The following is a 12,624-nucleotide window of genomic DNA, read 5'->3' as shown; positions in this document are numbered from 1 at the left end:
TCAGGTCGCCTCAAATAAAGTCATCTCGCGAAAACTTTCGGAACGGTCACAGAGCTCTGCGAAGGTTCCATTGGCAACAATCCTGCCATTTTCAATTTCATAGATGCGATCGCACTTTTTCACTGTGGATAACCTGTGCGCAATCACAACTGTCGTGCAACGCCTGCCAACAATGTCGAGTGCTTGCATGACATCTTGCTCAGTTTTGTTATCGAGAGCGCTCGTGGCCTCATCAAGAACAAGCACCTTGGCATCGCGATAAAAAGCGCGAGCAAGAGCCAATCTTTGCCTTTGGCCACCCGACAATTTCGCCCCATCTTCCCCCACCATTGTGTAAAGGCCGTAGGGCATTCCAGCCACCACATCGTCGAACTGAGCGGCCTCAAGAGATGACCAAACCCGATCATCATCGATCACTTCAGAGTCTTGACCGAAAGCTACGTTGTCTCTCACGCTCCCACTCGTAAGCCTGACGCTCTGAGGAACGAATGAACAATTGGCCTGCCAAGCAGGAAGCTCCTGATCCGTAACCGGAATGCCATCGATGCAAAGCGTGCCAGCAGAAGGCTGATATAAGCCAAGAATCAAGTGAGCAAGTGTTGTTTTGCCACTGCCCGTTTTACCAACAAAAGCGATCCGAGAACCACTAGGAATGGTGAGATCAATATTGTGGATCACACCAGCTTCAGACTGGCTGAAACAGAAACTAACTCCTTTAAGCTGAATAAATCTTTGTGGAATCAAACCACTGGGAGAAGGAACTCCAGAGGAATCAAGCAGCAGACGGTCAGCATTCAAATCAAGCAGATCAAGAGCCTCCTGGATCTGCGGCAGACCACCACGCAGGCGATTCACCCCGCGGAACAAGGCCTGCAAGGGAGCGGAGATCCTCAACAAAGCAATCAGGAGCGCCGAAATCTCAGGCAAGATCTCCTGAAAAGACGAAACATTTCCTTGAAACAGGGCTGGGCCAACAAACACAGCAAAAAGGATCGTAATGCCAGCAGGCTCAATCACAAGCCGTGGAATATCTGGCAAAAGTCGACCAATGCGATCGTACCTTTTAGCAATCCCTCCATCTCTCGAGAATTTAGAAGCAAAATGCAGCTCAGCCCCATAAAGCTGAACTTCTCGCATCGAGCCAATCGACTCGTTTAAAATGATCGAAATACGTTTTTTATAGCGAATGCGCTGTTTAGTGGCCAAACGCAAATAAGGCGTGATTATCCTTGAGGCAATGGCATAAGAGATCACCATCAAAGAGAAAACAACAAATGCTTTCAGCCCAAGAACAATGATAATTCCAACAAGAAGTGCGAGTATTGAAATCAGACTTCCAGCACTCGTGATCAACGGAGCGATGACTCCTGTTGATACATTATCAAAAATTCGATTGAACTGCAGGGCAATTCCCTTAGATTTACTTCCCACAAAAAACTCATATTTCTGACGCATGAGTGTGAGATAAACCCGATTAACAAGGTCGTTCCAAATTTCTGCGCTAAGCAGACTCTGCATCAACGAAACACCGAAGCGGACACCAGACGTCAACCAGAACACAAGAATCAGAAGGCCAATAATCCAGCCCGCCTGATCAAGCAAAGCTCCTCCAAAAACCTTGATTCCAGGAATTTTGTCTTGCAGATTGTTGCCGGCAAGCAAACCGACCAAGCGGGCCAGCAGAGCCACCAAAAAAACATCAACGACCCCCTGAAAGAAGGCAGCGACCATCACCACCACTAACTGCCTATGACGCCGGCGTGGCAGATAAGCCAGCAACCTGCGCAGCTTTGCCAAGGTCTGACTTTGAAACGGCATTGACGCCCCCAGCATTCAACCTTGAGCGTTCAAGGCACAATTCAGATGAGCAAAACCTAATTCGCGGCCAACATTTAGCCAACACGCCATGGCCAGCCGGACAACCGATTGACCACCTTGGCGCGCAGGCGATCCCGTCGCTGCAACCAACGCAAACGACGGGTGGAGGGTGAGCTCAACACTGAGTCGGATGTGAGGCCCAGAGCTCCATGGGCCCTGAGATCGCTCAACTGAGCAAGGATTCGAGACCAGCGCAGACACCAACTGGACTCACTGGATTCAGCCAAAAGCGCATCGAGCGTTTCCGCCGCTGGAATCCAATGATCTGGGCAATCAACAGCGGAACGAATCCGCACCAGATCATTCTCTAAGGTCCCCTGACCGATCTGATGGGCCGTCACACCGGGCGTCAGGGTGTCTGCCAACGCGTGATTAAAACTGCTGAACACCACGCAACCACAAGCCAAGGCTTCCAGCGGAGGCAACCCGAAGCCCTCACTCACACCATGACCTCGCCAGTACTCGGCCGAGTCATAGAGATAGATCTTGGAGCGATTGAACAGATCAACCAGGTCCTCCACCCAGCCGTTCTGGACCTCCACTCTCAGACCCTGCGCCTTCAGTGCTGGCACCAGCTGGTTCAGCACATAGGGACTGCTCTTCCGCTTCTGTACCAGCACATCGATCGGCCGGGCTGTGACTGCATCACGGTCGGATGACGATGGACGGGCGCCCCGCTCCAACCACTGAGGCTCCAGAGCGTTGGGCACCCAGAACAGGGGGTTGCGTGGGGCACGGTCACCCCAATAGCCAAGGGTGTTACGACTGACAGCCACCACCGGTATGCCTGGTGGCAACACAAATCCATATCCACTGCTGTGCGCCTGATAAACGACAGGTCGTCCTCGCAAACGCGCTAGTGAACGAGGCACATCAAAACCCCAGCTCACGACCCAAAGGGCCTGACCCGGTGCTGATTCATCGCGAATCAGATCATTGAGAAAGGGATGCTGCTCACTTCGTTCCCTGTAGGTGACCACCTCGGTCGGTAAGAGGGTTGAAAGCAGACGTGCCGTCTGTAGAGCAACATTCAAGCCGCCACATCGAAAACGGGTTCCGATGCCAGGCACCAGAACCCGAATGGAGTTGAAGCCCCCAGGGGAAGGCTCAGCCAATCCCATCAAGCAGCAGCAGTTTCTGTGCTGCCACTGCGCTGACGGCGAGTCAGAAAGCCAAATAGCACCTTGCCGATGGCCGCAACAAGATTTCCCTCAAGCTCCTTGAACATATGCATGTTCAAGTGAAAAGCGTTGTTCGCCTCCTCAACGATGCGATCCGCGGTGTCCTGGTCGATCGGCAGCTCATCCATGGTGGCGCGATAGGTCGTCTTAAAAGACTTCTCGTCAGCGATTTCGTCGAACACGTAGAAACGCAGACCGTCATCTCCATCCATGTTCATCGCTTTCTGAGCGATGTTCTTGAGGATCTGACCACCGGAGAGGTCACCCATATAACGGGTGTAGTGATGACCCACAAGCAGTTCGGGTGACTCCTTCGCCACTTCATGGATTCGCCCGACATAAGAGACGGCGGAGGGAGAAGGCTGGATCTCTTCTTTCCAGTTTTCACCGAAGTAATAAACAAGATCCTTCTCAAGAGACTCACGACGGTTCAGCTGCTCCATCGCCACGGGTCCCACCACAGGGTGATCCTTGAGTTGATCCACTTCTTCCTCCATAGCGGAGTAAACGAAGTAGAGGTCAGCAACGAGCTTGCGATAGCTGGATTTATCGACGACACCCTTGAGGAAGCAGCTAACGAAACCGGTGTTCTCGGCCATCGTGTGAGCTTTCTTGGTGCCTTCACGGAGCTGAGCAGCCAGAGCTACGGACATGGGATGAACACTTGATCGGTGTAGGCAACCATAAAATCGATCCTGGTTTGAGACACCGAAGGGTTGCGAAGGGTTACGCCGCTGTGCCCGTCGCTGCCGGATCGGCGAACAAATCAAACAAGTCCCGACAGATTCCACGCAGCTGTTGGATCTGCTCAGGCTGAGGCAGGTGCGAACCCTCTGGCTGCCAATTGCCCATCGTTACCAGACGCCACCGTTCACCGTCGTAGGTCATACCTCGCATCAAAACCCCCAGCAGATCCGGGGCCGAAGAAGATCCACTTGCATCAGACTTCTGCTGAAGCCGTAACTGCAGAAGCAGACTGCGGCACTCGAGACGAGGACTCCAACCGGGGAAGTGAAAGGCCAGGTCAAGGCTCTGATCCTCCTGCCAGCGGCGCGTCTGGGGATCATCACGCCAGGGATTGAGATTGACGCTCGCGGCAGGGAAACGATCTCTCACCAGGGTCACGGCTGAAGCCAGAGCCTGGGCGAGCTGCACGCTATCAACCGCTTCTCCTGCGTTCACCAGTTCATCGTCGATGCCCACAGGTTGAAGGCTGCTGACCCGAAGCGCCAGTGACCGTTACGGTTGCGACCATGATTCCGAGCACTCTCAGATCCCGACTCAGCCTCTATGGGCTGGTGGGAGTGGCAGCCGCAACTGTGCATGCCCTGGTGTTGTTGGCACTGGGCTTGTTGATGCCGCTGTGGCTGGCGAATCCATTGGCATTTATGGCCGCCTCACTGGCCGGCTATTTGGGGCACGCTCGCTTCACCTTCCGCCCCGAAACCGGTGGGCAACGCTTCGCTCGACGCTGGCTCGTCATTCAATACATAGTCAATCTCACAGTGAGTGGCGTCTTGCCTCTCGTCCTGCCAAACGCACTGGGCGAGCCCGTGCGCGTCGCGATCCTGGTGTTCACCCCCACAGCACTGAATGCCCTGATCTGGTCACGGGCTGCACGGTTCAGCAAGCGGCGGAGGGATTGCCTCGTCACCCCACGACGCCACGCCGATGATCTCGGGCTGAGCCCTGCCACCAATCAGGCCATTCTTGAACTCGCCAGTCAGGGCCAGCTGGACAGCAGCAGCCTGCTGGTGAATGGGCCTGTGGCGACCGATGGCTTTCATGCCTGGCAGAAACTGACAAACACTCGTCCTCAACTGCAACTCTGTTTGCACCTCTGCCTCACCGAAGGACCTCCGAGCGCTGACCCAGCGTTGGTTCCTGATTTGGTGGATTGCCACGGTCATCTGAGGCGATCCTTTGGACAGTGGTTGTTGCTCTCGCTGGTACCGCGCCGACATCCTTCTCGCCGCCGGATCGAAGACCAACTTGGACTAGAAGTGGACGCCCAGATCCAACGCTTCCGCAGCTTCTGCGGTGATGCACCCATTCATCTGGATGGCCATCAGCACATTCACTTGGTCCCGATCGTGCTGAGGGCCGCTCTGGCCAGAGCTGACGACAACGGCATCACCTGGATGCGCCTAACCGAGGAACCTCTACCCACTGGCCTGCCCATGCGCTGCTGGGGGACGGCCATCCGTCATTTAGGACTGCTGAAGTGGCTGGTGCTCCAACTGCTCAGCCGCAGAGCTAGGCCGGCCATCCGGCGCTGCGGAGTTGCCAGCAATCAGAGCTTCGCCGGAGTTCTGTTCACCGGACAAATGGCAGGAGATCCACTCAATGCAGCCCTAAGAGATCTGAGCAGCGCACGACCTAAACAAGGATGTACGCCACCGCTTCTGTTGGCCCACCCCAGTGCTCCCCTCGACATCGACCTCTCCACAAAAGGTTTTGCCGTGTCTCAACCCTTCGCCGCCTCACCCTGGAGACAACGTGAATGGCGCGCTCTTCAGGACTTGTGAACTCGCCGTATGAAGTAGTGGGGACGTGACTTCGCCTCCACATAGATCCGACCGACATACTCCCCGAGGACGCCGATGCCGATCAGCTGAATCCCACCGATGAACAGCACCGCCACCATCAGTGAGGCATAACCCTCTACATCAACTCCAAACAAGGCTGTGCGCAGGATGATCAGCAACGCATAAAAAAGACTGAGGGAGGACACCAAAATGCCGATCCCTGTCCACATCTTCAGAGGCAGGACGGAGAACGAAAAGATCCCATCGAATGCATAACCGAACAATTTGAGCGGACTCCACGAGGTCTGCCCTCCCACGCGGCTCACCCGCTGATAAGGCAACTCCACACTTGAATAGCCGGTCCAAGGAAGAAGGCCTTTGGAGAATCGACTGGACTCGCGCAACTGGGTGACCGCATCCAGAACAGCGGCATCAAGCAGGCGGTAATCACCAGCCCCCTCCTGGAGCTCAATCGAATCCACCACCTTGTTGAACACCCGATAAAACCAGTGGGCACTGGCAACCTTCAGGCGCGATTCCTGATCCTGGTCATCACGCACCGCCGTGACCACTTCAGCTCCGGCACGCCACTGACTCACCATCTCTTCAATCAGCTCCGGAGGGTGCTGAAGATCTGAGTCGATGAGCACGGCAGCAGCGCAACGGCCGTTGACATGGTCAAGGCCGGCAAGCATCGCTGCTTCCTTGCCGAAGTTGCGTGTGAGTTCCAGCAAAGTCACACGCGAACCAGCATGACTCTGCAACCAGGCGCGAATGCGTTCCACGGTTGCGTCGGAGGATCCGTCGTCAATGAGCACCAGCTGGTCCACGCCTGGCACTGCAAGCACACGCTCCACAAACCGCGTGATCACATCCTCTTCGTTGAAGCAGGCCGCCACCACCCAGACACCCTCTGACTTCGGCATGTGATGGAGGTCGGATCGAAATGACTTTAGAGATCGCCCTTCAAGTCATAGGCTCGCGACAATGTGATGTCGCCCTGCGGCAACCAAGCCATGGCTCAGTTCGAGAAGCTCACAGCCCCCACAGAGGGGACGACGATCCGCTTCGAGAATGGTCAGCCCGTGGTGGCCGACAACCCAATCATTCCCTTCATCCGCGGCGATGGAACAGGCGTGGACATCTGGCCCGCAACGCAGAAAGTGCTGGATGCTGCGGTAGCCAAGGCCTATGCGGGCGCCAAAAAAATCGAATGGTTCAAGGTCTACGCCGGCGATGAGGCCTGTGATCGCTACGGGACCTACCAATACCTGCCAGAAGACACTCTCGAAGCGATCCGCACCTACGGCGTTGCCATCAAAGGCCCCCTCACCACCCCCGTTGGTGGAGGCATCCGCTCACTGAATGTGGCACTGCGCCAAATCTTTGACCTGTACTCCTGTGTGCGTCCCTGCCGTTATTACGCAGGAACTCCCAGCCCCCACAAGCGTCCTCAGGATCTCGACGTGATCGTCTATCGGGAGAACACCGAAGACATCTATATGGGCGTGGAGTGGGAAGCCGACGATGCAGTTGGCCAGGAGCTGCGCAGACACCTCAATGAGGTGGTGATCCCAGCCAACGGCAAACTGGGCAAACGTCAGATTCCGGAAGGTGCAGGGATCGGCATCAAGCCAGTGAGCAAGCACGGAAGTCAACGCCACATCCGCAAGGCAATTCAACATGCGATGCGCTTGGAGGGCGATAAGCGCCACGTGACTTTGGTGCACAAAGGCAACATCATGAAATTCACGGAAGGTGCTTTCCGCGACTGGGGCTACGAGCTGGCCACCACTGAATTCCGTGATGTCTGCATCACTGAACGAGAAAGCTGGATTCTCGGCAATCTGGAGAAGGATCCGAGCTTGAGTGCGCAGGCAAACGCACGCATGATTGAGCCCGGTTACGACAGCCTCACCCCTGAAAAGAAAGGTTCAATTGATGCTGAAGTGCAAGCTGTAATTGACAGCATCGGCGCAAGTCATGGTGCTGGGAAATGGAAGCAGATGGTGATGGTGGACGATCGAATTGCTGACAGCATCTTTCAACAGATCCAGACACGACCGCAGGAATATTCAATCCTGGCAACACTCAATCTCAACGGCGATTACATCTCTGACGCCGCTGCCGCAATGGTGGGCGGTCTAGGAATGGCTCCTGGGGCAAACATTGGCGAAAACGCTGCAGTATTTGAGGCCACACATGGAACAGCCCCTAAACATGCCGGTCTGGACCGCATCAATCCAGGCTCGGTAATTCTCAGCGGTGTGATGATGCTGGAATTTCTAGGTTGGCAAAAAGCCGCTAATTTAGTCATTCAAGGGCTAAGCGCCGCAATCGCAGATCAACAAGTGACCTACGATCTTGCGAGATTAATGGAACCGCAGGTGGATCCTGTGAGCTGCAGCGGCTTTGCCGATGCGATCATCCAACGCTTCTGAAATTAACTGCATCATCAAGACAAGCACCATTGGCGAAAATTGACGTAACCAGCGCTAACAGAAAACGAGCAAAACATCATCAATTCAAGGAAATAGCTTAGACAGCATGTTGCGCCAGGGAGACAATCAATAGCTTAATGGGATCGACACATTCAACAGACCAAAGCTGCTTCAGCCGCCAGACAAAGCACTTGCCGATCAACACTTTAATTGACATTAAATCAATAAACCGCTCCAACAATTAACACCCTGCTAAAAACTAAAACAATGACCAACTCTCAGAAAAATATCCTTTTAGCACTAGGAATTGCACTATTTATCGCGACCATCGCCGTTCATCTACTCTGGAGCCTCAAAGGGGCCGGGAGACTAACCGACCGTGACATCTATTACGTCTGGGAGGAGGGTAAAAAGCTAGCCAACGGAATCAACCCCTACGCAAGAATTATTGGAAATTCAATTCGAGACAACGATAAATACCCCACATACTTACCACTGAGCTATTACGCGGTCGCCATTTTTGATCGACTTGGAATCAAGGAATTTGATGACTTTGTCAAAGTTTGGAGACTGATCAATCTATTCTGCCACTTATGCATCGGCATTCTCATCATCAACGTTTACAAACATGAGCACAAAATAGTTTCGGGCCTCGTTGCCTGCGGAATTCTGCTTTTAGGGCGATGGAGCTCATACATCATCAATGTTCAGCACCTGGAATTTATTGCGATTTTGCCAATACTTCTTGCCGGCAATCAACTTCACCACAAACCCAAACTCTCAGCCTTACTCTTTGGTCTATCACTCAGCATCAAGCATGTTGGCATCATTCTGCTGCCCAACTTTCTCATCGAACTGAACGCGAAGCTTGCTGCAAAAGGCAACACATTTAAAAGAAAACAGATCCTCATATACAGCGTCATTGCACTAGCCATTCCACTAGTTATCTCTCTGCCTTTCTTATTGGATCAGCCCTTAGGATTCACCCTTAACATGCTCTTCTCTACCACTCGAGATTTCAGTGATCATGGCAAGGCGACAGGAACCAGAATCATTTTGACGGGAGTTGATGGCACAAGACTGTTGATGGTGGCACTCATCGTAATTAACTGGCTAGCCCAAGCCAAAGAAAAGGTCAATTTCTGGCATGCAAGTACAGTCACACTGCTGCTATTCCTTCAATTTAACGCTGTTATATTTGCACAGTATTACATCTGGTTGGCCGCCTTTTTAGTCATATCCTTTGCCTACATACCTTCGCGATCAAACGGAGAATTGAAAGCTGAAAGATCAAATCAAACAACACCAACGAATTAAAACGACAGCCGTTGGGGCGTGGGCAGGGCCACCAACGCATCATCACAACACACGAACCTACGAGCAGTACATCCATTCATCGATCCAATGGTTCAATCGCTTGAATCAGTAACTGCGAACACGTTCTGGATAAGACATCGGGCGCTCTCAGACGGGATGGGCCCTCACCGCTTCAATCGATGGGATTGAAGAAAACGATGAAAGAAGCTCCAATCCAATAGATTCGTCGATGAGCGTTTCCAATTGCAGCCCGAAGCCGCTACGCAATGAGACAGGACCGTTTACAGGAATTGGAGCATGAGTTGATTGCCCTTGTAGGGCAACAGCAGGTGTTGACCGACAGTGAACAAACAAAGCCTTACAGAACAGGCATCCGTGTAGGGCACGGTGTGGCCTGCGCAGTGGTCATGCCAAACAACCTTTTGCAGCTTTGGCAAACCCTAGACCTATGCGTGAAACTCGACAAAATCATCATTATTCAGGCCGCGAATACTGGCCTCACAGGGGGTTCAACGCCTGACGGCAATGACTACGACAGAGATGTTGTGATTATCAACACGTTGAATCTAAACAAAGTCATTCTCTTAAAAGGAGGTGAACAAGTAGTCGCATTTGCAGGATCTAGTTTGTATCAACTAGAAGAAAAGCTATCGCCACTTGGGAGAGGACCTCATTCGGTGATCGGCTCATCATGCATTGGCGCATCTGTGGTTGGAGGCATCTGCAATAACTCAGGCGGAAATCTGGTCAATCGCGGCCCGGCTTACACAGAATACTCACTATTTGCACGGCTCAATCAAAACGGAACACTAGAGCTCGTGAATCATCTCGGCATCGAACTTGGCACATGCCCTGAAGAGATTCTGGCCACTCTTCAACAAACTGATTTCAACACAGAAGACTTGGCAGATTGTGAACGATTGGCATCTGACCAGGAGTACCAGAAGCGGGTCCGTGAGATCACCTCTCCAATCCCGGCACGATTCAATGCTGATCAACGACGCCTACGCGAAGCGAGTGGTTGCGCAGGAAAGCTTGCGGTATTTGCAGTCAGGCTGGACACATTCCCGAAGCCCAAGCAGGAAAAAGTGTTTTATCTAGGAACAAATAATCCGAAACACCTAACCGAGCTGCGCAAAAAGATTCTCAAGAATTTCACACATCTTCCAGACATGGGCGAGTATCTCCACCGTAGTTATTTTGATGGTGCAGATCTTTACTGCAAGGATGCCTTTCTTGCAATCAAATATTTCGGCACAGGCTTTATCCCCAAGTTGTTCGGAATCAAGAGAAACGTTGATCGAGTCGTCTCACAATGGTCAAGCTCACTATTTCCAGATCACTTTTCTGATCGATCTCTGCATTGCATCGCTCGACTTGCACCAGACCACCTGCCGTCCAGAATGAGAGCTTTTCGCAGTCAATACGAACACCACATGATTATTTTAGCCAGTGACCAATCCATCCAAGAAACCCAGACATTGCTTGAACAAAACTGGCAAGGTCAAGATGAGAGATCTTATTTTGAGTGCAGCGAATCCGAAGGGAAAGCAGCTTTACTCCATCGTTATGTTGCCGGGAATGCACCAGCTCGTTACCAGATCTTAAACAAGGAAGGCTCTGGAGAACTGCTGCCGCTTGATGTGGCCTTGCCCCGCAATTGCGAAACGTGGCACGACATTCTTCCTGAGGACATCCTCTCCCAGATGGCCGAATCATTCCAAATGGCACATTTCCTTTGCATGGTTTTTCACTGGGACTTTGTTGTGAAGAAAGGGGTCGATGCAACCAAACTAAAAAAGCAAATTTTAGAGCTTCTCGATCAATCAGGTGCTAAATATCCTGCTGAACATAATGTTGGTCACTTATACAAAGCCGAAACAGATCTGTCAAATTTTTACAAGAAGATCGACCCAACCAACAGCTTCAACCCTGGAATTGGCAAAATGTCAAAGCTCAAAGATTACCGGTAAGGCCGGACTCCAATTCGACGAGCTGATGCAGTGACAAATATGCAGAACTTAATCTGATTATGACCAATTCCGAGTCAAGGGTTAAAATAATGGCAATTAATTTTATCGACTGTCTGGGATGAATCAAAATGTTTCCGCCCCACGAGTCGTCAATGTTTCCGATCTTCGAGATTTAGCTAAAAAGCGTTTGCCAAAAATGGTTTTTGGCTACATCGATAGTGGTGCCGATAGAGAACAGACATTGGCACAGAATTGCAGCGCTTACAATGAAATATTGTTCCGACCTCGGTGTGCAGTTGCAACACCTGAAGTTGAGTTAAAAATTTCAGTTTTGGGGCAGAATTTCAACTTGCCTTTTTTGCTTGGCCCTGTGGGCAGTAGCAGAATGTTTTATCCTCAAGGTGAAGTCGTTGCCGCCAGAGAAGCAGGCAAAGCAGGAACTGGATATACCCTTTCGACACTGTCAGGATGCCGGCTGGAAGATGTGAAGCAGGCCACTGATTGTCCTGCCTGGTACCAGCTTTACCTGCTTGGCGGGCGCGACGTCGCTCTCAAAACGATTGAACGCGCAAAATCTGCGGGATTCTCAGCGATTGTGCTCACAATCGATACACCGGTCTCTGGCTTGCGTGAGCTCGATGTTCGCAACGGAACCAAAGAACTGTTATCTCAGAACCCTCTGACGATGTTGCCATTTCTGCCGCAGATGTTGGCAAAGCCTTGCTGGCTGAGTCAATGGTTTGGAGATGGAGGGTTAATGAATTTCCCCAATGTGGTCCTTGAGAATGGACCGATGGGATACACCGAGATTGGACCAGCGCTGGAGCAATCTGTTGTCACTTGGGACGATCTCAAATGGATACGCGAAGCCTGGGGAGGCAAATTAATTATCAAGGGAGTTCATATCGGTGACGATGCACGCAAAGCAGTCGACCTTGGAGTCGATGCAGTAGTTGTGTCCAATCATGGTGCTCGACAGTTAGACAGCGTTGCACCAACCATTCGTGTTCTGCCTGAAATCGTGAAGGCCGTGAACGGGGAGATAGATGTCTTGATGGATGGTGGAATCCGACGAGGTAGTGACGTCGTCAAGGCTTATTGCCTGGGGGCCAAAGGAGTGCTGATCGGCAGAGCCTATGCCTACGGCCTTGCTGCTGGAGGCGGTCCTGGCGTTGCACGTGCCATCGAAATCTTGAAAACAGACATCATCAGAACCATGAAATTACTGGGCTGCGATTCGGTTCATAAGCTTGACCATTCCTACATTCAATGTCCTAAATCCTGGGAGTGCTGAAGAAACACCATC

The 12,624-nt window shown here is 52.1% G+C and carries 10 protein-coding genes; 5 read left to right on the top strand and 5 right to left on the bottom strand.

All coding sequences use genetic code 11. The features are described 5' to 3' along the window. From SynBIOSU31_RS00975 to SynBIOSU31_RS00960, 4 genes are all read right to left on the bottom strand, one after another. Positions 1 to 1,818, bottom strand: coding sequence for an ABC transporter ATP-binding protein (locus tag SynBIOSU31_RS00975; protein ID WP_186492755.1), 1,818 nt, complete (start codon positions 1,816 to 1,818; stop codon positions 1 to 3). A gap of 74 nt (positions 1,819 to 1,892) precedes the next feature. Next, positions 1,893 to 2,993, bottom strand: coding sequence for a glycosyltransferase (locus tag SynBIOSU31_RS00970; protein WP_255477295.1), 1,101 nt, complete (start codon positions 2,991 to 2,993; stop codon positions 1,893 to 1,895). A 5-nt stretch (positions 2,994 to 2,998) separates the two neighbouring features. Then, entirely contained in the window at positions 2,999 to 3,712 is a 714-nt protein-coding gene (locus SynBIOSU31_RS00965; RefSeq protein WP_186491421.1) for a biliverdin-producing heme oxygenase, read from the bottom strand. A 73-nt stretch (positions 3,713 to 3,785) separates the two neighbouring features. Then, positions 3,786 to 4,241, bottom strand: coding sequence for a hypothetical protein (locus SynBIOSU31_RS00960; protein ID WP_186492754.1), 456 nt, complete (start codon positions 4,239 to 4,241; stop codon positions 3,786 to 3,788). Between the two features lie 71 nt (positions 4,242 to 4,312). Here SynBIOSU31_RS00960 and SynBIOSU31_RS00955 point away from each other — a divergent pair, with 71 nt between their 5' ends. Continuing rightward, complete coding sequence (locus tag SynBIOSU31_RS00955; protein ID WP_186491419.1) at positions 4,313 to 5,587, top strand: ChbG/HpnK family deacetylase; 1,275 nt, start codon at positions 4,313 to 4,315, stop codon at positions 5,585 to 5,587. Here the strand turns inward: SynBIOSU31_RS00955 and SynBIOSU31_RS00950 are convergent. Continuing rightward, positions 5,575 to 6,513 (bottom strand): glycosyltransferase family 2 protein, encoded by a 939-nt coding sequence (locus SynBIOSU31_RS00950; protein WP_186491418.1) that lies wholly within the window; start codon positions 6,511 to 6,513, stop codon positions 5,575 to 5,577. The genes SynBIOSU31_RS00955 and SynBIOSU31_RS00950 overlap by 13 nt on opposite strands. Positions 6,514 to 6,603: 90 nt before the next feature. Between SynBIOSU31_RS00950 and SynBIOSU31_RS00945 the strand changes: the two genes are divergently transcribed. The 4 genes from SynBIOSU31_RS00945 to SynBIOSU31_RS00930 all read left to right on the top strand — a co-directional run bounded on the left by SynBIOSU31_RS00945 (position 6,604) and on the right by SynBIOSU31_RS00930 (position 12,612). Beyond that, positions 6,604 to 8,028 carry an NADP-dependent isocitrate dehydrogenase gene (locus SynBIOSU31_RS00945; protein WP_186491416.1) on the top strand — a complete coding sequence of 475 codons (1,425 nt, stop codon included), beginning with the start codon at positions 6,604 to 6,606 and terminating at the stop codon, positions 8,026 to 8,028. Positions 8,029 to 8,295: 267 nt separating this feature from the next. Then, positions 8,296 to 9,345: a hypothetical protein gene (locus tag SynBIOSU31_RS00940; RefSeq protein WP_186491414.1), complete on the top strand. Its 1,050-nt coding sequence runs from the start codon at positions 8,296 to 8,298 to the stop codon at positions 9,343 to 9,345. Between the two features lie 266 nt (positions 9,346 to 9,611). Next, positions 9,612 to 11,318: a D-lactate dehydrogenase gene (gene dld, locus SynBIOSU31_RS00935; RefSeq protein WP_186491412.1), complete on the top strand. Its 1,707-nt coding sequence runs from the start codon at positions 9,612 to 9,614 to the stop codon at positions 11,316 to 11,318. 118 nt (positions 11,319 to 11,436) lie between these two features. Next, the gene (locus tag SynBIOSU31_RS00930) at positions 11,437 to 12,612 is read left to right on the top strand and encodes an alpha-hydroxy acid oxidase (RefSeq protein WP_186491409.1); all 1,176 of its coding nucleotides are present in this window, start codon (positions 11,437 to 11,439) and stop codon (positions 12,610 to 12,612) included. Positions 12,613 to 12,624: the final 12 nt, after the last annotated feature.

Origin of the sequence: Synechococcus sp. BIOS-U3-1 (assembly GCF_014279975.1) — a bacterium.
GTDB lineage: Bacteria > Cyanobacteriota > Cyanobacteriia > PCC-6307 > Cyanobiaceae > Synechococcus_C.
Note: the sequence above shows the minus strand (reverse complement) of the source record. Positions and strands in the feature narration are given on the sequence as shown.

Excerpts from the sequence above, each read along its gene's own strand:
- SynBIOSU31_RS00975 (WP_186492755.1), bottom strand. The coding sequence starts at position 1,818 with ATGCCGTTTCAAAGTCAGACCTTGGCAAAGCTGCGCAGGTTGCTGGCT.
- SynBIOSU31_RS00965 (WP_186491421.1), bottom strand. The coding sequence starts at position 3,712 with ATGTCCGTAGCTCTGGCTGCTCAGCTCCGTGAAGGCACCAAGAAAGCT.
- SynBIOSU31_RS00955 (WP_186491419.1), top strand. The coding sequence starts at position 4,313 with ATGATTCCGAGCACTCTCAGATCCCGACTCAGCCTCTATGGGCTGGTG.
- SynBIOSU31_RS00950 (WP_186491418.1), bottom strand. The coding sequence starts at position 6,513 with ATGCCGAAGTCAGAGGGTGTCTGGGTGGTGGCGGCCTGCTTCAACGAA.
- SynBIOSU31_RS00945 (WP_186491416.1), top strand. The coding sequence starts at position 6,604 with ATGGCTCAGTTCGAGAAGCTCACAGCCCCCACAGAGGGGACGACGATC.
- SynBIOSU31_RS00940 (WP_186491414.1), top strand. The coding sequence starts at position 8,296 with ATGACCAACTCTCAGAAAAATATCCTTTTAGCACTAGGAATTGCACTA.
- dld (WP_186491412.1), top strand. The coding sequence starts at position 9,612 with ATGAGACAGGACCGTTTACAGGAATTGGAGCATGAGTTGATTGCCCTT.
- SynBIOSU31_RS00930 (WP_186491409.1), top strand. The coding sequence starts at position 11,437 with ATGAATCAAAATGTTTCCGCCCCACGAGTCGTCAATGTTTCCGATCTT.